Consider the following 19,736-nt stretch of genomic DNA (forward strand, 5'->3'; position numbering starts at 1 on the left):
GGGAGACTTACTGCGCGCCTTCCGTCCACGCATTCACGCGGTCGGCATGCGCCGCGATCCACGCATCCGCGGCCGCTTCCGGCTTCGAGCCGTTCTGGATCGCCAGCATCACGCTGTCGATTTCACCCGGCTTCCACTGGAATTTCTTCAGGAACGCGACGACCGGCTTCGCCTTGGTTTCAAGGCCCGGATTCACGACGCTGTCGACGTGCTCGGCGCCGCCGAACACCTTCTTCGGATCCTCGAGGAAGCGCAGCTTCCACTTCGCGAACATCCAGTGCGGCGCCCAGCCGGTCACGATCACCGGCTTGTTCGCGCCGACCGAGCGCGACAATTCGGCCGTCATCGCGCTGCCCGAGCTCGGCATCAGCGTGTAGCTCAGCCCGTAGTTCTTGATCGCCTCGTCGGTCTTGCGCATCACGCCAGCACCGGCATCGATGCCGACGATGCGGCCGCCGAAGCTGCTCTTCTCGGCGTTCAGATCGTCGATGCTCTTCGCCTTCACGTAATCCGGGACGATCAGGCCGATCTTCGCGTCGGGAAAGTTCGCGCCGAGGTCGACGACCTTGCTCTTGTATTCGCTCCAGTAGGAGCCGTGCGTGACCGGCAGCCATGCGGACAACGTCGCATCGAGATCGCCGCGCGCGACGCCCTGCCACATGATCCCGGCGGCGACCGGCACGAGCTTCACCTCGTAGCCGAGCTTCTTCTCGATCACGCGCGCGGCGACGTTCGACGTCGCGACGCTGTCGTCCCAGCCTTCGACGTAACCGATTTTCAGCGTCGGCTTCGTATCGGCGAGCGCCGATGCGCTCAGTGCCGCCATCGCCGACAGCGCGCCGGCCCAAAACAGTTTTCCGAACAATTTCATGGTCGATCTCCTTGGTCTGCGCACCGTGCGCGTTGTCTCTCTAGGTTCTTCAACCACAAATCCGCGGTATCGTTGTTTTCCGACAGATGCTTGTCCGGACGCGACGCGCCCGGACAGCCGATGGGCGCCTTCGACTACTTGTCGATCACGAGATCCGACAGCGGCTTGCTGCAGCACAGCAGCACCATCCCCTGATCGATCTCGCGCTGGCGGATGCCGCCGTTGTGTTTCATCTCGACCTGCCCCGACACGAGCTTCACCTTGCACGTGCCGCACATGCCCTGCGTGCACGATGCCGGCAGCCGCACGCCCGACTGGCGCGCCGCGTCGAGCACGTGCTGCTCCGAGCCGCACGAAATCTCGCGATTGCTCTTCGCGAAGCTGACCGTGTACTGCTTCGTGCCGGCGTCGCCGCCTTCGGCCGGCGGCGCGAGATCGGCCAACAGCTCGTCGCTCGCGGTCTGCGCGAGCGTCTCGAACGAGAAGCTTTCCTCGTGATACTGCTTGCGATCGAAGCCGGCTTCGTCGAGCAGGTCGCGCACCGCCTTCATGTACGGTGCGGGGCCGCACGTGAAGATTTCGCGTTCCATGAAATCCGGCGCGATCAGCTTCAGCAGCGGCAGCGTCAGGAAGCCGGTGACGCCCGGCCAGTTGGTGCGTGCGCCGACGCGCTCGACGACGAACGACGTGCGGAAATTCGTGTGGTTCGACGCGATCAGGTCGAGCTCGCGCGCGAAGATGATGTCGTCCGGCGTGCGTGCGCTGTGCACGAACAGGATGTCGCGATCTTCCGCGAGATCATGGTGTGCACGGCTCATCGACATCAGCGGCGTGATGCCCGAGCCGGCCGACAGGAACAGGTACTTGCGTGCCGGATGCCTTGCACACGTGAATTCGCCGGCCGGGCCGAGCACGCGCACCGACGCGCCCGGCTGCAGGTTGTCGTGCAGCCAGTTCGACACCTTGCCGCCCGGCACGCGCTTCACCGTGATCGACACCGTGTGCGGCCGCGCCGGCGACGACGAGATCGTGTAGCAGCGGTTGATCGTTTCGCCGTCGATGTCGAGCTCGAGCGTGAGGAACTGCCCGGGCTCGAACGAAAACGTGCGGCCCTGCGGCGAACGGAAGAAGAAACTCTTCACGTCGTGCGTTTCCTGCCGCACGTGGCAGCACACCAGCGTTTCCTCGACGTCGCTCGTCCAGCGCTCGGGCAGCGCGTTCCAGAACGCCGGGCGCGTCACCCGGCTGTCCGCCGGCTCGAAATTGGCCGCATCTCGCATCATGTCAGCCTCCGCAGGGCCGCCCCAAGGAGGCTGACCGCCCCCGCGGGGGGCAGTGAACGAAGTGAACGTGAGGGTCGTTTCATCAGTTGCTCCGCTTGCTGTTCCGCTGACGACTACGCGCCGGTTTGTTCGGCGAGCCGGCCGATGTACCAGGCCGAGAATTTTTCGACGAGACCTTCCGTGTACGGCGAATACGGGCCCGGCTCGTACGCGCTGCTGGTCGCGCCGCGCTGCGAGAATTCGACGAGCGCGCGATCCTGGTCGTTGGTCGCGTTCCACACGGCCGTGAGGTTCTTCACGTCGTAGTCGATGCCTTCCTTCGCGTCCTTGTGCACGAGCCACTTCGTGCGCACGAGCGTCTTGCCGGCCGACAGCGGGATCACCGAGAACGTCACGATGTGATCGCTCATGAAGTGGTGCCACGAGTTCGGCTGCGTCCAGAACGACAGCCCGCCGAGGTCGGCCTTGTCGAAGCCGCCGAGCAGCTTCTTCGACGCGACCTTCGCGTCGAGCGTCTGCGATTCGCCGTGGCGGTCGAGCGGCAGGCGCTGCGTGCGGAAACCCGTCACGTCGAGCAGCTTTTCGATTTCGGCGGACGGCAGGCCCATCTCCGCCCACTCCTTGCCGCGGCGCACGCAGGTCTCGGCGAAAGCGTCCATGCCTTCGGCGTTCGCGTCGGAACGCTGGTAGCCGAAGCCGTATTCGTACAGCGAGATCGTGAGCTCCGGATGGTTCGCGACGCAGTGATAGCACTCGCGGTTGTTCTCCATCGTGAGCTTCCAGTTGCCTTCCTCGATGATGTCGATCTGCGCGGCGATCTTCGTGTTCGGCAGATCGTGCGGCAGCAGGTACGGTTCCATCTCGGCGCGCATCTGCGCGAAATCGACGGGCGGCTCGTCGGCGAGGCAGATGAAGATCAGGCCCGCGAGGTTCTCGACGTGCACCGACTTCAGGCTGTGCTTGCAACGGTCGAACTTCTCGCCCATGTGCTCGGCGAACATCAGTTGGCCCGTCAGGTTGTAGGTCCAGCTGTGGTACGGGCACACGATGTTGCCGACCGAGCCTTTATCTTCGTTGCACAGGCGTGCGCCGCGGTGACGGCACACGTTGTGGAACGCGCGGATCGCCATGTCGTCGTCGCGCACGATCAGGATCGAATCGTTGCCCAACTGCACGGTCACGTAATCGCCCGGCTCGGGAATGTCCGGTTCGATCGCCACCTGGATCCAGTGCTGGCGGAAAATCGCCTCCATGTCGAGCGCGAAAATGTCCTCGCTCGTGTAGAACGGCGCTTCGAGGCTGTAGCCTGCCTTGCGGCGTTCGATCAATGCACGAATGTCTGCCGATACTTTCATCGTTTGCTCCGGATTCCTTGCATCCCTGGGTTCTTGCCGACAGGCATCAAAATCAGTAGTCGATGAGCTGATGCTCGCGCAAATACGCAAGGATCACTTGTGCTTTTTCGACCGAACTCCCTTCATTTACGACGTTGCCGCCACGGCTTTCGGTCGTCGTCGCGGACAGCATCCGGGCATGCCCGGAGCGCTTCTCGGCGGCGACCAGTTTTACGGGTTTACGCTCGACCGGGCCGACCGTCCACGCGGTCGCGTCGGCGTCCGCGCCGCTCGCCGCGAGCGCCGGCCGGATCGCGCCGGCGCGCAGCCGCGCATAGGCATAGCGCGGCTCGACACCGGCGAGCGGATGGACGGCCACGACGGCCGGCAGCGCCGCGTCGACACGCCGCCGCAGCCCTTTCGGCAAAAATTGCCGGACTGCCACGCGACCGCCATCGACCGTCACGTCGACGGCCGAGCCGACGAGCGGATAGCCGAGCGCCGCGGCGACGCGGTACGGCAGCATCCCGGTGTCGTACGCGCCCTCGGCGCGCGTGCCGGTCAGCACGAGGTCGTAGCCTTCGATGCGCGCGGCGAGCGCGTGCACGGCATCGTCGCCGTCTCGGCAGGCCAGCACTTCAACCTCCCGCGCGCCGAGCGCCAGATACTCGGCGAGCGCCGCGTTGGCGGGGTCGCCCGCGTGGATCACGTCGAGCGTCGCGCGATGTTTTTCCGCGAGCTGGCGGCCGGTTTCGAGTGCGGCCGCATCGTTGCGGCTGTAGCGCGCGACGCCGCTGACCGGATGCCGGCCGACGGACACGAGCACCGCGATGCGTTGCAAGGGGCGAGGGGCATTCATGCCGCGACTCCTTCGGGTTCACGGGTACCGACCGCGGCCGGCGATTCGCCGCGCGCGGCCCGCGCGGCCTGGACCTGTTCGATCAGCGCGGCGATCGTCGCCTGCGCGTCGCCGACCACCGTCAGGTTCGCGCGCTTGGCGATCGGCGCGCTGCCGTCGAGGTTCACCGCGATCACGTGGCGGCAATCCTTGATCCCCTGCAAATGCTGCACCGCGCCCGAGATGCCGAACGCGATGTACACGCTCGCCTCGACCGTCTTGCCGGTCGCACCGACCTGCTTGTCGCGCGTGAAGTGGCCGTTGTCGACCGCGACGCGGCTCGCGCCGATCGCCGCGCCGAACACGCCGGCCAGCCGCTCGAACGCAGCGATGTCGGACACGCCGTTGCCGGCCGACACGATGAAATCGGCTTCCTCGAGCGCGACCTGGGCCGCATCGATTTCGTCGAGGCCGAGATCGCGGTACGGCTGCGCGGCGTCATGCGCCGGGCGGATGAAATCGGCAGCCACGCGTTCGCCGGCGCCGACGAACGGCAGCTTCGCCTCCACCGCGTTCTGCGCGAGCAGGATCACGTCGGGCAGCGCACGGGTCGCGAACGCGCGCCCGGCCTGCGCGTACGCGCCCACGTGCTTCGCGTCGATCTCGACGACGTGGGTCGCGACGCTCGCGCCGGCCGCCGCCGCGTAACGGCGGCCGAGATCGCCGTCGCCGGTCGCGTTGTCGGGCACGAACACATGCTTCGGGGCGAGCGCGGCCACACAGGCCTGCAATGCTTGCAGTTCGCTTTCGGGATCGAACGCGCGGCGATCGAAGCCGGTCAGCTCGAGCAGCTTGTCGACACCCAGTTCGGCCACGTCGTCCTTGAGTTCGCCGAACGCGAGCAGCGCGACTTCGGTCTGCGCATCGGCGAGCACGGCCGCGGCGGCGATCGCCTGCCGCGAATGGTCGTCGAGCGCGCCGCGTTCGCCATGGGCGACCACCAGCATCACGTGCTTCGGATCCTGCAGCGCGCGGCGCGGCTTCGCCGCCGCGGCGCCATGACCGTGCGCGGACCACTGCGCGGCGTTCGCATCGGCGCTGCCTTCCTCGCCGAGCGTGATGCGCTTCAGGCCGGCGGCCGTGATGATGAACGGCCGGCGCGGATCGATTCGTTTGATCGTATTCATCGATTCACTCCAGCGAGGCGGCGACGAGTTCGGCGACGTCGAGCACGTCGGGGCGCGGGCCCACGACGCCTTCGAGCATGGCCGTGCAGTTCGGGCACGCAACCGCGACCACGTCCGCGCCGATCGTGCGTGCGTCGGCGATGCGGATGTCCGGGATGCGCTGCTTGCCGGGGATGTCGGTGAGCGGCGCGCCGCCGCCACCGCCGCAGCAGCGGCCGCGCATGCCGTTGCGCTCCATCTCGACGACCTGGATGCCGATCGTCTTCAGCAGCTTGCGCGGTGCTTCCGTCTCGCCGTTGTAGCGGCCGAGGTAGCACGGGTCGTGATACGTGGTGCGCTTCTCCTGCAGCGCCTCGACCGCCTTCGGCGCGATCTTGCCGCTGTCGGCCAGTTCGGCCAGATACGTCGTGTGATGCTTGACCGTCACGCGCAGCCCGAGCGCACGGTATTCGTTGCGCAGGCTGTGCATCACGTGCGGGTCGGCCGTCACGATCTGCTTGTACGACAGCGTGCCGAGCGTGCCGATCAGGCGCTTCGCCATCTGCTGGAACGTCGCTTCGTCGCCGAGCCGGCGCGCGACGTCGCCCGTGTCGGTCTCGGTCGGGCCGAGCACCGCGTAGTCGACGCCCGCCTTGTTCAGCACCTTCACGAACGCACGCAGCGTGCGCTGGTAGCGCATGTCGAACGCGCCTTCGCCCGCGACGAACAGCACGTCGACCGGCTTGCCGGGCTGCGCGACGGGTGCGCTCAGGTCGACCGACCAGTCGTAGCGCGCGGCCGTGTCGTAGCCGCCCATCGTGCCCGTCTCGCGCAGGTTCGCGAGTACTTCCTGGCCCTTGCCCGGCACCGTGCCGTGCACGAGCGTGCGGTTGCGGCGCATGTCGACGATCGCGTCGACGTGTTCGATCAGCATCGGGCATTCCTGCACGCACGCGCGGCAGGTGGTGCACGACCACAGCGTCTGTTCCTCGATCAGGCCCGACACGATCGGGCCGTTCGGCTCGCCGCGATGCTGGCCGACAGGCAGGCCCGGCGTCGGGCTGCCCGCGTACGCCGCATCGGTGCCGCCGGCCATCCCGACGACGAGATCCTGGATCAGCTTCTTCGGGTTCAGCGGCTGACCCGACGCGAACGCGGGGCACGCGGCTTCGCACTTGCCGCACTGCACGCATGCGTCGAAGCTCAGCAACTGGTTCCAGCGGAATTCGACCGGCTTCGCGACGCCGTACTCCTGATGGTCGATGTCCGGCAGCTTCAGCGCGGTCGGCGGCGTGGCCGTGCCGTTGCCGGTGAACGATTCGCGGGTGGCCGCGAAACGCTCCTGGCGCGGGTGAAACGCGAGGTGCAGCAGGCCGGCGATCGCATGCTTCATCGGGCCGCCTTTCGCCGCGCCGACCGTCATCGTGAACGCGCCGATGCCGATCAGCAGCGCGCAGAGCACCGCGAACGCACCCGACATCGCGCCGGTGGGCACCAGCATGAACAGCACGAGGCCGAGCGCGAACGAACCGAGCAGCCAGGGCAGCGTATTCCACGGGCCGCGCGACAGGCGCGCCGGCACGTTCTTCGCCGCGCGGCGACGCCACACGAACACCGCGCCGACCAGCATCGCGAGCGCCGCGAGGAAGATCAGCTTGTCGAGCCACGGCGAGTAGATCGCGAGGCCGTAGTTGACGAACACCAGCGCGAGCGCGCCGATCGCGCCGCCGGCGGTCGCGACGTGGGTCTTCGCGATGTACGGATCGCGGGCGACCACGTGGTGCAGGTCGACGAAATAACGCTTCGGAATCGCGAACAGGTTCGCGACGCCAAACGCGCCGGGCGCGGTGGCGCGGCCCAGACGCCAGTAGGACGAGCGCTTCGCGACCGCGAACGCGAGCCCCGCCACCGACAGCCACAACAAGGCGGTAATGAGGAAGGACGGATTCATCTTTTAGAAATCCTTCACGAGACGCAGCGAGTCGTAGATCGCACCGTGGACGTTGTGCATCGAGATGCAGTCGCCGACACGGAACAGCAGGAAACGGCCGTTGCCGAGTTCTTCCGACAGGCACGGCTGCGGCTCGGCCGCGAACAGCGTGTGCGGATCGATCTGGCCGCGGTTCACCGATTCCAGCTTGAGCTTCCAGTACAGCTCGTCGTTCGGCGACGAGCCGTTCTCGATCACCACCTGGTCGACCGCGCGCTCTTCCAGTTCTTCCGTGTACTCGTTGCGCAGCACGGCGATCATCTTGCCGTTCTCTTCATAGACGCGATCGAGCATCGTGTTCGGCGTCGGGATCACGCCGAACGCGTACAGGCGGCGATAGAAGATCGGGAACGTCGTGCCGCCGCAATCGTCGGCGACCTTCACGTCCGGCGTCACCACCTCGACCTTCGAGCCGCGGCTCGCCATGAAGTCGGCCACGCCGGCGCCCGCATGCGTGCTCACGCCGTCGAACAGCAGCACGTTCTGCTTCGGCTCGACCTTGCCGGTCAGGATGTCCCACGAGCTCACGGCGAGGCCTTCGGCCACGCCCCACGCCGGCACCTGCCACGTGAAGCTCGAACCGCCGGTGGCAAGCACGACGATGTCCGGCTTCTCGGCCATGATCATCTTCTCGTCGGCGGCCACGCCGAGACGCCGGTCGACGCCCAGGCGCTTCGTTTCCATGTCGAACCAGCGGATGATCCCCGACATCTGCTCGCGCTGCGGCGCCTTCGCGGCGATCATCACCTGGCCGCCCACTTCCGCGTTCTTCTCGAACAGCACGACGTCGTGGCCGCGCAGCTTCGCGACGCGCGCGGCCTCGAGGCCCGCCGGGCCGGCGCCGACCACCACGACCTTGCGCTTCGGGCCGCGCGACTTCTCGATGATGTGCGGCATCGTCGCTTCGCGCGACGTCGCCGCGTTCTGGATGCACAGCACGTCGAGCCCGTTGTACTGGCGGTCGATGCAATAGTTCGCGCCGACGCACTGCTTGATTTCGTCCTCGCGGCCGTCGCGGATCTTGATCACCATGTGCGGATCGGCGATCTGCGCGCGCGTCATGCCGACCAGGTCGATCATCCCGTTCGCGAGCAGGCGCTCGGCCTGCCCCGCGTCGCGAATGCTCTGCGCGTGCATCACCGGAATCTTCACGACCGACTTGATGCCGGCCGCGAGGTGCACGAACGGCTCCGGCGGCAGCGCCATCGGCGGCATGCAGTTGGCAATCGTGTTGTGCGTGTCGCCGCCCGAGCCCACCACGCTCAGGTAGTCGATCAGGCCCGTCTCGGACATTGCCTGCGCGATTTCCTTCAGCGCTTCGTGATCGAGGCCGTCCTCGTGGAATTCGTCGCCGCACATGCGCAGGCCGACGCAGAAATCCTTGCCGACCGCCTCGCGCACGGCCGTCAGCACTTCGATACCGAAGCGCAGGCGGTTTTCGAGGCTGCCGCCCCATTCGTCGGTGCGATGGTTCGAACGCTTGCTCCAGAACTGGTCGATCAGGTGCTGGTGCGCGGCGGAGATTTCGATGCCGTCCATGCCGGCCGCCTTCACGCGCTTCGCGGCCGCCGCGAAATCGCCGATGATGCGGCGGATTTCCTCGATCTCGATGATCTTCGCGTTGCCGCGGTGCACGGGTTCGCGCACGCCCGACGGCGACATCAGGTGCGGCCAGTGCTCGCCGTGAAACGACGAGCGGCGGCCCATGTGCGTCGCCTGGATCATGATCTTCGCGCCGTGCTTGTGCATCGTGTCGGCCAGGCGCGTGAGCGGATCGATGATCTTGTCGGTCGACAGGTTCACCGATTTCCACCAGCCTTGCGGGCTGTCGATCGACACCGGGCTCGAGCCGCCGCAGATGGCCAGGCCGACGCCACCCTTCGCCTTTTCTTCGTAATAGCGGATATAGCGGTCGCCCGGCAGGCCGCCCGGCTCGGCATACACCTCCGCGTGCGCGGTGCTGACGATCCGGTTGCGCAGCGTCAGCTGGTTCAGCTGCATGGGTTTGAACAGGTGGGGATAACGCATCGCTGGCGACCTCTGGCGTTCGAATGTCTCGTGTTGCGGGTGTTGTTCTGCTTCAGTGAATCAATGCATCAGTGCGCGATCGGCGACACTTCGAAGACGCAGTGGTCGTGATGCTCGGCCGCGCACTGCACTTCCTTCGATTGCGCGCGCGGCGCATGCTTGCCTTCCGGCGTCGTGTCGTTGACCCAGTCCATCGCGCCCGCGAACCAGCCCGCGAACATGTAGCAGAGCTTGCCTTCCTTGCCCGGCTGCTGGAGCACGAACGACGAGTGGCGCAGCTCGATCTTCGCGCGTGCGCTCGCCGGATCTGCCTCGATGATCGAGAACAGCCCCCAGCCGCGTTGCGACAGGCGCTTCAGGTAATGCTCGAACACGGCCATGCCGGTGATGCCGTGCTGCTTGGCTTCCTTGTCGCACCAGTGGTAAGCCGACTTGTAGCCGGCCTTGTAGAGGATCTCGGCATACGCTTCGACGCCGAGCGCTTCCTCGACGGCGACGTGGTTGTTCGTGAAGAAGTGGCGCGGCACGTACAGCATCGGCAGCGCGTCGGTGGTCCAGACGCCGGTATCGGGATCGACGTTGATCGGCAGTTGCGGTTGCATCGTGGTGACTCCGTGAGGAAAGTGGCCGCGCGGCTCGGCGCGCAGGCGCGACATCGTCCGCGTGCCCGCGCGGCAAGCGCTGGCACGTCCCGATTTTTTTATGTTGAAACGAAGGGAGCGGTTCGGCTCGGCGGGCGCTTACGCGCCCCACACGTCCTTGAACACGCGTACCCAGTTCTCGCCCATGATCTTGCGGATGCGCGATTCCTTCCAGCCGTGACGTTCCATCGCGGCGGTCAGGTTCGGGAATTCGCCGATCGTGCGGATGCCGTCCGGGTTGATCACCTTGCCGAAGTTCGTCAGCTGGCGATAGCGGCCCTTGTCATGCGTGAGCATGTCGAAGAATTCCTTCGCGAAATCCTGCGTGAAGTCCGTGCCGATGCCAACCGCGTCCTCGCCGATCAGGTTCACGACGTAGTCGATCGCCTCGATGTAGTCGTCGATGTTCGCTTCGATGCCGCGCTTCAGGAACGGCGCGAACATCGTCACGCCGACGAAGCCGCCCGCATCGGCGATCTCCTTCAGTTGCGCGTCGCTCTTGTTGCGCGGATGCTCCTTCAGGCCCGACGGCAGGCAGTGCGAGTAGCACACCGGCTTCTTCGAGAACGCGATCGCTTCCGACGACGTGTTGCCGCCCACATGCGACAGGTCGACCATGATGCCGACGCGGTTCATCTCGGTGATCACTTCGCGGCCGAAATCCGACAGCCCGCCGTCGCGCTCGTAGCAGCCGGTGCCGACGAGGTTCTGCGTGTTGTAGCAAAGCTGCACGACGCGCACGCCCATGTCGGCGAACGCCTCGATGTAGCCGAGGTTGTCCTCGAACGCATGCGCGTTCTGGAAGCCGAGGATGATCCCCGTCTTGCCTTCCTTCTTCGCGCGGAAGATGTCGTCCGTCGTGCGCACGAGCGTCAGCAGCTCGCCGTTGTCGCGGATCTTCTTCTTCATCACGCCGATGTTGTCGACGGTCTTGGTGAAGTTCTCCCACACCGACACCGTGCAGTTCGCGGCCGTGATACCACCCTTGCGCATGTCCTCGAACACCGGCTTCTCGAACTTCGAGATGTTCAGTCCGTCGATGATGATGCTGTCCTGATGCAGCGTGCTCATATCTGCTCTCGCTCGTGTGACTGTTCTTGTGGGGTCGATCAGTAGATCGGGAAGCGCTCGCAGAGCGCGAAGATCTCGCGGCGCACGCGCTGCTCGGTTGCCGGGTCGCCCTCGGGGTTCGCCCGCAGCGCGTCGAACACTTCGAGGATCAGGCGGCCGATCTCGCGGAACTCCGCGAGGCCGAAACCGCGCGTCGTGCCGGCCGGCGTGCCGAGGCGAATGCCCGACGTGACGGTCGGCTTCTCGGTGTCGAACGGGATGCCGTTCTTGTTGCAGGTGATACCCGCGCGTTCCAGCGCCTGCTCGACCGGCGCACCCTTCAGGCCCTTCGGGCGCAGGTCCACCAGCAGCAGATGGTTGTCGGTGCCGCCCGTGACGAGATCGACGCCGCCGGCCTTCAGCACTTCGCCGAGCGCCTGCGCGTTCGCGAGCACGTTGTCGATGTAGGTCTTGAAATCCGCATGCAGCACTTCGCCGAACGCGACGGCCTTGCCGGCGATCACGTGCATCAGCGGGCCGCCCTGCAGACCGGGGAACACGGCCGAGTTGATCTTCTTCGCGATCTCCTCGTCGTTGGTCAGCACGAAGCCGCCGCGCGGGCCGCGCAGCGTCTTGTGGGTGGTCGACGTGACGACGTGCGCGTGCTCGACCGGGTTCGCGTGGCGACCCGCGGCGATCACGCCCGCGATGTGCGCCATGTCGACCATCAGCTTCGCGCCGACGCTGTCGGCGATCGCGCGAAAGCGTGCGAAGTCGAGCGCGCGCGGGTACGCCGAGAAGCCGGCGATGATGAGGTTCGGCTTGTGCTCGTGGGCAAGCGCCTCGACCTGATCGTAGTCGATGCGCAGCGTGTCGCGGTTCACGCCGTACTGGACCGCGTTGAACCACTTGCCCGACAGTGCCGGCTTCGCGCCGTGCGTCAGGTGGCCGCCGGCATCCAGCGACATGCCGAGCACCGTGTCGCCCGGCTTGGCCAGCGCGAGCATCACCGAGCCGTTCGCCTGCGCGCCCGAGTGCGGCTGCACGTTCGCGTAGCCGGCGTTGAAGATCTGCTTCACGCGTTCGATCGCGAGCGCCTCGACCTCATCGGCGAATTCGCAGCCGCCGTAGTAGCGCTTGCCGGGATAGCCTTCCGCGTACTTGTTGGTCAGTACCGAGCCCTGCGCCTCGAGCACGGCGCGCGACACGATGTTTTCCGACGCGATCAGCTCGACCTGCGACTGCTGACGCTCGAGTTCCTTCAGGATGGCGCTGCGCACCGGCGCGTCGCGCTCGGCAAGGGGCTGCGAGAAGAAAGGCTGGGTGTTCGACATAGTGCGTCCGTGACGAAGAATAAAGGGCTGCAACCGAAGCTCAGGGCCCGCCGTGCCTGGGTTTGCCGCTCGTCCAGTGCAAGGCTGCCGACGGCTCTATTCTTGTCGTTCGGATTTTCGGCGGATTGATGAATTTAGACGCGTTCTTTGCCTTTTCCGCCATGCGCGTCCGTTTTATACAAGTGACCGGTCGTGCTTTTCGGTACGGCCGCTCGAAACGGCATTGGACGTTCACCTATCGACACGCACACCGGCAGTGCGTTTGCCGCACGTTCGAGTGCGCCGTCTCCCGGATACGGTGCAGTGCAGCAACGCGCCGATGCCCAGACAACGTATGGAGCTAGGGTTTAGCCGTATGGCACGCTTGTTGCACTCGCTCACACAATACCGCAGCCCGATTCGTGCCCCGGGCCAAAAGCTATTAGAGATTCAAGGAACGCTCCCCATGTCGCCCGACCGCACAGCGTCGCTGTCCCACTTCGCGTTCATGCCTTTACCGAACTTCACGATGATCGCGTTCACCAATGCGATCGAGGTGCTTCGGATGGCGAACTACCTGAGCGGCCAGCCGCTCTATCGCTGGTCGGTGATCAGCCCGGACGGCGGACCGGTCACGGCGAGCAACGGCCTGACGGTCGACACGGGCCCGGCCGAGTGCGCGGGACAACCCGACATCGTGTTCGTGTGCGGCGGCGTCGACGTGCAGCGCGCGACCACGCCCGCCCATCTGTCGACACTGCGCCGCTTCGCGCGCTCCGGCATCCCGCTCGGCAGCCTGTGCACGGGCACCTATGCGCTCGCGAAATCGGGGCTGCTCGCTGGCTACGCGTGCGCGATCCACTGGGAGAACATGTCGGCGCTGAAGGAAGAGTTTCCGGACACGCGCTTCCTGAAGGAACTGTTCGTGATCGACCGCGACCGCATCACGTGCACGGGCGGTGTCGCGCCGCTCGACATGATGCTGAACCTGATCGCCGCGCGCGTGGGCACCGCACGCGTCACGCAGATCGCCGAGCAGTTCATCGTCGAACACGTGCGCGATACGAGCGCACAACAGCGCATGCCGCTCGTCGCGCGCCTGGGCTCGGCGAACAAGTCGCTGTTCGAAGTGATCTCGCTGATGGAGAACAACATCGAGGAGCCGCTGTCGCGCGAGGAGCTCGCGCGGCTCGCGAACATGTCGCAGCGGCAGTTGCAGCGCCTCTTCCGCGAGCACCTCGGGATGACGCCGACGCACTACTACCTGACGCTGCGGCTGCGCCGGGCGCGCGAGTTGCTGCTGCAGACCGACATGTCGATCATGCACATCACGATGGCGTGCGGCTTCCAGTCGGCATGCCACTTCAGCAAGAGCTACCGTGACGCGTTCGGCGTCGCGCCGACGCGTGAGCGCCGCAAGCAGGTGGCGCCGCTCGCGCAGGGTGCGGCGAGTGCGGGGCCTGCGTTTCCGGCGCATGTGCTGCATGCGTGAAGCAGGCAGTACCTGAAGAAAAAAGCGGCCTCGAAGGCCGCTTTCCGTTTGCGCTTACGATCCCCACACCTGCATTTCATCGAGCGAATACCCCCACTGCGTCGCCCGCTTCGTGCCGAGCATCCGCACGTAGCGGCCCTGCGCCTTCAGGTTCGGCAGCGTCACATGCCCGTACGACACGCCGTTGCTCGTCGAGTAGATCGTCGTCCAGTTCGCGTTGTCGTTCGACGTCTGGATCTGGTAGACGAGCGCACCCGCATCCCAGTACAGATCGATGCTGCTGATCGCCTTCGTCGCGCCGAGATCGACCGAGATCCATTGCGGATCGACGCCGGCGCCTTCGGGTGAATCCCAGCGCGTGCTCGTCGTGTTGCCGTCGAAGGCCTTGTCCGGCGTGAGCGACGCGTTGTAGCTCGCCGACGCCGCGGCCGGCCGCCCTTGCGACAGCAGCGTGCGTGTAACGGCCGGGCCGCCGTAGTAGTTCGCGCCGAGCTTCGCCTTCGTCGCGTCGGCATTCACGCCGAACTGCGACAGGCTCCAGCGCTGCCCGGTCGTCACGTCGCCGACGTACAGCTGATAGCCGCCCGCCGTCGTCGACGAGAAGAACAGGTAGTTCGTACCGCTGACCGGCGCCGGATCCGAGTTGTTGCTCATGCAGTCGTTGAGCGCGAGCGCGCTCGGCGTCGAGGCCGGGTCGGCCGTCTTCGCATAGATCTGGTCGGCCCCGCCGCTGTCCTTCCAGCGTGCGTAGTACACCATGCCGTCCGCACGCACGGTCGGGTAGTACGTCTGCAGCCCGGCCGGACGATCGAACACGGCGGTCGCGCCGGTCGCGAGCGTGCGCTTCATCAGCCCCATGTTCGCGCCGGTGCCGGTCGCGTAGTACACGGCGCTCGCGTCCGGCGCGAGGAACGGCATCGAGTACTCGGCGCCGGCCGGTGCGTTCGTCAGGCTCACCACCGACGTGAACACCGGGCCCGCGCTCGTGTACGACAGCGTCGCCTGCTTGACGTCGCCGTTCTGCTTGAACACGAGCGTCTTGCCGTCCGTGCTGAACTTCGGATCCTCGTTGCGCGTGGCGCCCGTGCTGTGCGTCATGTTGACGGGCGGCGTGCCCGTGCCGAGCTGCAGCATGAACACGTTCCATGCGCCGTTGCTGATGCCCATGAACGCGAGCCACTTGCCGTCAGGGCTGAACACGCCGTTCATCGGATCGGTGATGCCCCACGCGCTTTTGCTGAGCTGCGTCAGCGTATGGGCCGAGAAGTCGTAGAGGAAAAGCTGGCTCGTGCCGTCGCCGTACTTGACGTAGCTGTGATAGACGAGCTTTCCGGTGAGCGCGGCGGGGAACGTCGCGTTCGGCTGGGCGGCGGGATTGTTGACGCAGGCTGCGGCTGCGACGCCGCCGAACAGGTTGAGGGCGATGCCGGCCACGAGGCCGGCGACGAGGGTCTTCAGTTTCACGCTGGATGCTTTCGGGTAAGGTAAGGACGCCGCAGAAAAGGACTCGCGCGACACGCGCGGGCGTCACGGATTCGCGGTCGGGCAGCGTGAATTCCGTATCGGTCGGACAGCGGGAACAAAGCTTGCGAGAGGATGCCCGCTTGTCAGACGAAAGAACAGGATCAGAGCGCTCACAAAACATGCGGATCAGCGATATGGGGCGCGCTTGCACGTGACGGCTGCCGTACTACTCTTTGTCATCGAGGTCCAACGGCCGGAGGGCACGCATGAAGCGCTATGCGGTGCTGGCAAAGACGATCGCCGACGCCATCCGGCGCGGCGACCTGGCGGCCGGCGCGCGCATCCCTACCGTGCGCGCGGCATGCCGCGCGTATCGCGTGAGCCCGTCCACGGTGTTTCGTGCGTACTACGCGCTGGAAAGCGAGGGCCTGATCGTCGCGCGGGCGCGCTCCGGCTATTTCGTCGCGAATCTCGCGGACAAGCACGTACGGTTCGGCCGCGATCCGCCGCGCAAGCCGGCCGCCGTGCAAGCCGACGACGATGACGCGCTGCCCCGCCTGCTCGATTCGCTCAAGTGCGACGACATCGTGCCGCTCGGCTCGGCATTCGCGAGCTATTCGCTGTTTCCGATGAGCAGCCTGTGGCGTCACGTGGCGTCGGCCGCCCGCCACATGGATCGCACGAAACTGCTGGAGGGCCTGCCGCCCGGCTACGACCCGCTGCGCCGCCAGATCGCGTTGCGCTACCTGAACGCGGGTGCGTCGCTGCCGCTGGAGGAAATCGTCATCACGACGGGGGCGATCGAAGCGCTGACGCTCAGTCTGCAGGCGCTGACACGTCCGGGCGACATCGTCGCGATCGAGCGGCCGGCATTCCACGCGGTGTTGCAGGCCGTCCAGTGCCTGCACCTGAAGGCCGTCGAGATTCCGGTCGACCCGCGCACGGGCCTCGACCTCGACGCGCTCGCCGAGGCGCTCGATACGCATCCGGTGCGCGCGTGCTGGTTCATGACGTCGCTCCACAATCCCACCGGCGCGACGCTGACCGACGAGCGCAAGCGCGCTCTGATCGACCTGCTCGCGTCGCGCGGCGTGCCGCTGATCGAGGACGACGTGTATGGCGAACTGCAGTTCGGCACGGCGCCCACACGCCCCGCGAAACTGTACGACGATAACGGGCTCGTCCTGCATTGCGGGTCGTTCTCGAAGTGCCTCGCGCCCGGCTTCCGGATCGGCTGGGTCGCGGCCGGTCGCTTCGTGGGGCAGATCCGGCAGGCCAAAGGCGCGAGCGCGCCGGCCGCCGACGTCCCCGCGCAGATGGCGATTTCGAGCTACCTGCGCGACGGCGCATACGACCGGTTCCTGCGCAAGCTGCGGCGCAATCTCGCCGCGCACCAGGCGCAAATGTTGTCGGCCGTGCGCGCGTATTTTCCGGCGGACACCGAAGTGTTCGCGCCGCGCGGCGGGTATTTCCTGTGGATCGAGTTGCCGCCGCACGTGGATGCGATGCACCTGTTCGGCGATGCGATGGAAAGCGGCGTCAGCATCGCGCCCGGGCCGCTCTTCTCCGCGACCGGCGGCTTTCGCCGCTATGTGCGACTCAACTACGGGCGGCCGTGGACGCCGGCCGTCGAGCGCGCACTGGAGACGCTCGGCACGCTCGCGGCGCGACAGCGGCACGGCAGTTAGCACGAAACGAGCGGCACGCGACGCGCGAGAAGCGCCTTGCGTTTCGCGCGCGAGCGACAAACAATGAAGCGGAAGGCAGCCGCGGACGAACGGGTTCCAAGCGTCCGATGTTATGGAGAATCTCATGAACGCCGCATGCGAACGACCGTCGATGTGCAGCCCGACGATAGCGTTCATCGGTTGCTGACGATGCGCGTCCTGCCCAATCGAAGCGTCCGCGCGCGCGATGCGTGGCGTGCCGTGCTGAATGCGCGCGCCGAATCGCGGCACGCGACGTGCTGCCGCTGCCGCGAATGCGGCTTCGTCGCGTTCCGCGCACTCGAGCACTGCCCCGTCTGCGGTCAATGGAACGGGCCGTTCGAGCCGATCGATCGCCGACCGGCCGACGCACACGCCGCGCACGCGCCGCGGTCGTTCCACACGTGGTCGTCGCGCGTCGCCCGCGCGCTGCGCAACGCGGCTTTCCAGCGGCCGCGCGCGTCGAGCGCGCCGATCCTGAGCATCCTCACGGTCGTACTGCTCGTCGGCGGCTACGTGACGGTCGACCAGACCTGCAAGGCCGATCTCGTTTGTCGCGGGTCCGGTACGCCGGCCGCCGTCGCGACCGAAACCGGGTTGCCCGCGTCGAACGATCCGTTCCTGCCGGTCTTGCCCGCACCCGTCTACCCGTTCCATTCGCCTGATGCAACGCAAGTGGCGGCCGATCCGCAACAGGGTGCCCCGGTCGCCGTCAAACCCGCTCGCCCGATGGCGGTTGCGCAGGCCGCGCCATCGTTGCGCGTACCTGACCGGACGCGCGCCGGCGCAATCCGCGGAGCCGACTGGAAAGGCAACCGCGACACCGCCCATCGCACGCGCGCGATCCGCCGCGTCAGCGCGCACACCGGGCGTGCACGTCGCGTCGCGGCCAGCCACGCCGAAATCGCGAAGCTCTATCGCGGCCACTGAGCGTGGCCCGGGCCCGCGCGCGACGATTCGCTTTTCCCGGCCGCTCTTCATACAACGGCGTTCGTGACCTGTGCGTGTGCGCGCGAATCCGGCCGCACGGTAATGAACGGTTCGTCAGCGCGCGACGACGATCGCCGCGACGCCGCACGATCGGGGGTCGCCGGTCGCCGCGTTGCGCTGCCCTTCGCTCCCGCAACGAAAAACGGGCGGCCCGTTTCCGGAGCCGCCCGTTCTCGCGTCACGCGTCGCGTGTCGAACGCCAGCGCATCACGCCGCCAGCAACCCGTGCGGATCGATCACGAATTTGCGCGGCGCGCCGCCGTCGAACTTCTTGTAGCCTTCCGGCGCCTGGTCGAGCGAAATCACTTCGACGTTGACGATCTTCGCGATCGGCAGCCGGTCGAACAGGATCGCCTGCATCAGGTTGCGGTTGTACTTGAGCACCGGCGTCTGGCCCGTGAAGAACGAATGCGACTTCGCCCAGCCGAGGCCGAAGCGGATGCTCAGGCTGCCGTGCTGCGCGGCCTTGTCCTTCGCGCCCGGATCGTCCGTCACGTACAGGCCCGGGATGCCGATCGCGCCGGCCGGGCGCGTGATCTCCATCAGCGAGTTCAGCACCGTCGCGGGCGCTTCCTCCGAATGGCCCGATGAACCGTGGCCGTGCGCCTCGAAGCCGACGCAATCGACCGCGCAGTCGATCTCGGGCACGCCGAGGATCTGCTCGATCTGCTCGCCGAGCGACGCGTCCTTCGACAGGTCGACCGTCTCGAACCCCATCGCCCGTGCGTGCGCGAGGCGTTCCGCATTCATGTCGCCGACGATCGTCACGGCCGCGCCGAGCAGGCGCGCCGATGCGGCCGCCGCCATGCCGACCGGGCCCGCGCCCGCGATATAGACCGTCGAACCGGGCTTCACGCCCGCGCTCACCGCACCGTGATAACCGGTCGGCAGAATGTCGGACAGGCAGGTCAGGTCGCGGATCTTCGCCATCGCCTGATCGCGATCCGGGAATTTCAGCAGGTTGAAATCGGCATACGGCACGAGCACGTATTCGGCCTGGCCGCCGATCCAGCCGCCCATGTCGACGTAGCCGTACGCGCCGCCCGCACGCGACGGGTTCACGTTCAGGCACACGCCCGTATGCGTGTCCTTGCACATCGCGCAGCGGCCGCACGCGACGTTGAACGGCACCGACACGAGATCGCCGATCTTCAGCGTCTCGACGTCGCGGCCCACTTCGACCACTTCACCGGTGATCTCGTGACCGAGCACGAGGCCGATCGGCGCGGTCGTGCGGCCGCGCACCATGTGCTGGTCGGAGCCGCAGATGTTCGTGCTGACCACCTTCAGGATCACGCCGTGGCCGATCGCGCGGCCGGTCGGGTCGACCATCTTCGGATAATCGATTTTCTGGACTTCGACCTTGCCCGGCCCAAGATAGACGACACCTCGATTGCTGCTCATCGTATTGTCTCCATGTCTCGTTGGATGGCGCGGCGGCGCGCCGGCTCATGCGGCGCACACGCAACGTGCTGTTCGAGAGTAGTCCGGGAGGCAGGGGCGCCGATGTCTCAAACGCGACATGCGTTTGATCGGCGCCGACATCGATGGCGGAAATACGAAAGTCGGG

The 19,736-nt window shown here is 66.5% G+C and carries 15 protein-coding genes; 3 read left to right on the forward strand and 12 right to left on the reverse strand.

What is annotated here, in order from left to right; translation table 11 throughout:
• Positions 1-7: 7 nt before the first annotated feature.
• From KPB06_RS31805 to KPB06_RS31850, 10 genes are all read right to left on the reverse strand, one after another.
• Complete coding sequence (locus KPB06_RS31805; protein WP_059642386.1) at positions 8-871, reverse strand: glycine betaine ABC transporter substrate-binding protein; 864 nt, start codon at positions 869-871, stop codon at positions 8-10.
• A gap of 134 nt (positions 872-1,005) precedes the next feature.
• The gene (locus tag KPB06_RS31810) at positions 1,006-2,154 is read right to left on the reverse strand and encodes an FAD-binding oxidoreductase (protein ID WP_226290715.1); all 1,149 of its coding nucleotides are present in this window, start codon (positions 2,152-2,154) and stop codon (positions 1,006-1,008) included.
• Positions 2,155-2,267: 113 nt separating this feature from the next.
• Positions 2,268-3,509 (reverse strand): aromatic ring-hydroxylating oxygenase subunit alpha, encoded by a 1,242-nt coding sequence (locus KPB06_RS31815; RefSeq protein ID WP_059583196.1) that lies wholly within the window; start codon positions 3,507-3,509, stop codon positions 2,268-2,270.
• Between the two features lie 52 nt (positions 3,510-3,561).
• The gene (locus KPB06_RS31820; RefSeq protein WP_059583197.1) at positions 3,562-4,347 is read right to left on the reverse strand and encodes an electron transfer flavoprotein subunit beta/FixA family protein; all 786 of its coding nucleotides are present in this window, start codon (positions 4,345-4,347) and stop codon (positions 3,562-3,564) included.
• Complete coding sequence (locus KPB06_RS31825) at positions 4,344-5,513, reverse strand: electron transfer flavoprotein subunit alpha/FixB family protein (protein WP_059583198.1); 1,170 nt, start codon at positions 5,511-5,513, stop codon at positions 4,344-4,346. Before KPB06_RS31825 ends, KPB06_RS31820 begins: the two co-directional genes overlap by 4 nt.
• 4 nt (positions 5,514-5,517) lie before the next feature.
• Positions 5,518-7,443 carry a (Fe-S)-binding protein gene (locus tag KPB06_RS31830; protein ID WP_059642375.1) on the reverse strand — a complete coding sequence of 642 codons (1,926 nt, stop codon included), beginning with the start codon at positions 7,441-7,443 and terminating at the stop codon, positions 5,518-5,520.
• A 3-nt stretch (positions 7,444-7,446) separates the two neighbouring features.
• Entirely contained in the window at positions 7,447-9,510 is a 2,064-nt protein-coding gene (locus KPB06_RS31835; protein WP_089465733.1) for an NADH:flavin oxidoreductase, read from the reverse strand.
• A gap of 68 nt (positions 9,511-9,578) precedes the next feature.
• Entirely contained in the window at positions 9,579-10,112 is a 534-nt protein-coding gene (locus tag KPB06_RS31840) for a DUF5943 domain-containing protein (RefSeq protein WP_059583203.1), read from the reverse strand.
• 138 nt (positions 10,113-10,250) lie between these two features.
• Positions 10,251-11,222, reverse strand: a complete 972-nt coding sequence (locus tag KPB06_RS31845) for a dipeptidase (protein ID WP_034186088.1) — start codon at positions 11,220-11,222, stop codon at positions 10,251-10,253.
• 38 nt (positions 11,223-11,260) lie between these two features.
• Positions 11,261-12,535: a serine hydroxymethyltransferase gene (locus KPB06_RS31850; protein WP_089465735.1), complete on the reverse strand. Its 1,275-nt coding sequence runs from the start codon at positions 12,533-12,535 to the stop codon at positions 11,261-11,263.
• Between the two features lie 355 nt (positions 12,536-12,890).
• Here KPB06_RS31850 and KPB06_RS31855 point away from each other — a divergent pair, with 355 nt between their 5' ends.
• A complete protein-coding gene (locus tag KPB06_RS31855) occupies positions 12,891-14,006 on the forward strand; it encodes a GlxA family transcriptional regulator (protein WP_081066474.1) in 1,116 nt (371 codons plus the stop codon).
• Between the two features lie 54 nt (positions 14,007-14,060).
• Here the strand turns inward: KPB06_RS31855 and KPB06_RS31860 are convergent, their stop codons facing one another.
• Positions 14,061-15,470 (reverse strand): discoidin domain-containing protein, encoded by a 1,410-nt coding sequence (locus KPB06_RS31860; protein ID WP_275905713.1) that lies wholly within the window; start codon positions 15,468-15,470, stop codon positions 14,061-14,063.
• Between the two features lie 266 nt (positions 15,471-15,736).
• On the opposite strand from KPB06_RS31860, the gene KPB06_RS31865 reads away from it, so the two are divergent.
• Together KPB06_RS31865 and KPB06_RS31870 are read left to right on the forward strand one after the other, a co-directional pair.
• On the forward strand, positions 15,737-17,158 hold the full coding sequence (locus tag KPB06_RS31865; protein WP_089465738.1) for an aminotransferase-like domain-containing protein: 1,422 nt from the start codon (positions 15,737-15,739) through the stop codon (positions 17,156-17,158).
• Between the two features lie 189 nt (positions 17,159-17,347).
• Complete coding sequence (locus KPB06_RS31870; RefSeq protein WP_104013278.1) at positions 17,348-18,106, forward strand: hypothetical protein; 759 nt, start codon at positions 17,348-17,350, stop codon at positions 18,104-18,106.
• Between the two features lie 267 nt (positions 18,107-18,373).
• Here the strand turns inward: KPB06_RS31870 and fdhA are convergent, their stop codons facing one another.
• On the reverse strand, positions 18,374-19,570 hold the full coding sequence (fdhA, locus tag KPB06_RS31875) for a formaldehyde dehydrogenase, glutathione-independent (protein ID WP_044844368.1): 1,197 nt from the start codon (positions 19,568-19,570) through the stop codon (positions 18,374-18,376).
• Positions 19,571-19,736 lie beyond the last annotated feature (166 nt).

The sequence above is a fragment of the Burkholderia semiarida genome (assembly GCF_029268935.1).
Lineage (GTDB): Bacteria > Pseudomonadota > Gammaproteobacteria > Burkholderiales > Burkholderiaceae > Burkholderia > Burkholderia semiarida.

Coding starts and splice junctions, on each gene's coding strand:
- KPB06_RS31805 (WP_059642386.1), bottom strand. CDS start 871: ATGAAATTGTTCGGAAAACTGTTTTGGGCCGGCGCGCTGTCGGCGATG.
- KPB06_RS31810 (WP_226290715.1), bottom strand. CDS start 2,154: ATGATGCGAGATGCGGCCAATTTCGAGCCGGCGGACAGCCGGGTGACG.
- KPB06_RS31815 (WP_059583196.1), bottom strand. CDS start 3,509: ATGAAAGTATCGGCAGACATTCGTGCATTGATCGAACGCCGCAAGGCA.
- KPB06_RS31820 (WP_059583197.1), bottom strand. CDS start 4,347: ATGAATGCCCCTCGCCCCTTGCAACGCATCGCGGTGCTCGTGTCCGTC.
- KPB06_RS31825 (WP_059583198.1), bottom strand. CDS start 5,513: ATGAATACGATCAAACGAATCGATCCGCGCCGGCCGTTCATCATCACG.
- KPB06_RS31830 (WP_059642375.1), bottom strand. CDS start 7,443: ATGAATCCGTCCTTCCTCATTACCGCCTTGTTGTGGCTGTCGGTGGCG.
- KPB06_RS31835 (WP_089465733.1), bottom strand. CDS start 9,510: ATGCGTTATCCCCACCTGTTCAAACCCATGCAGCTGAACCAGCTGACG.
- KPB06_RS31840 (WP_059583203.1), bottom strand. CDS start 10,112: ATGCAACCGCAACTGCCGATCAACGTCGATCCCGATACCGGCGTCTGG.
- KPB06_RS31845 (WP_034186088.1), bottom strand. CDS start 11,222: ATGAGCACGCTGCATCAGGACAGCATCATCATCGACGGACTGAACATC.
- KPB06_RS31850 (WP_089465735.1), bottom strand. CDS start 12,535: ATGTCGAACACCCAGCCTTTCTTCTCGCAGCCCCTTGCCGAGCGCGAC.
- KPB06_RS31855 (WP_081066474.1), top strand. CDS start 12,891: ATGGCACGCTTGTTGCACTCGCTCACACAATACCGCAGCCCGATTCGT.
- KPB06_RS31865 (WP_089465738.1), top strand. CDS start 15,737: ATGAAGCGCTATGCGGTGCTGGCAAAGACGATCGCCGACGCCATCCGG.
- KPB06_RS31870 (WP_104013278.1), top strand. CDS start 17,348: ATGCGCGTCCTGCCCAATCGAAGCGTCCGCGCGCGCGATGCGTGGCGT.
- fdhA (WP_044844368.1), bottom strand. CDS start 19,570: ATGAGCAGCAATCGAGGTGTCGTCTATCTTGGGCCGGGCAAGGTCGAA.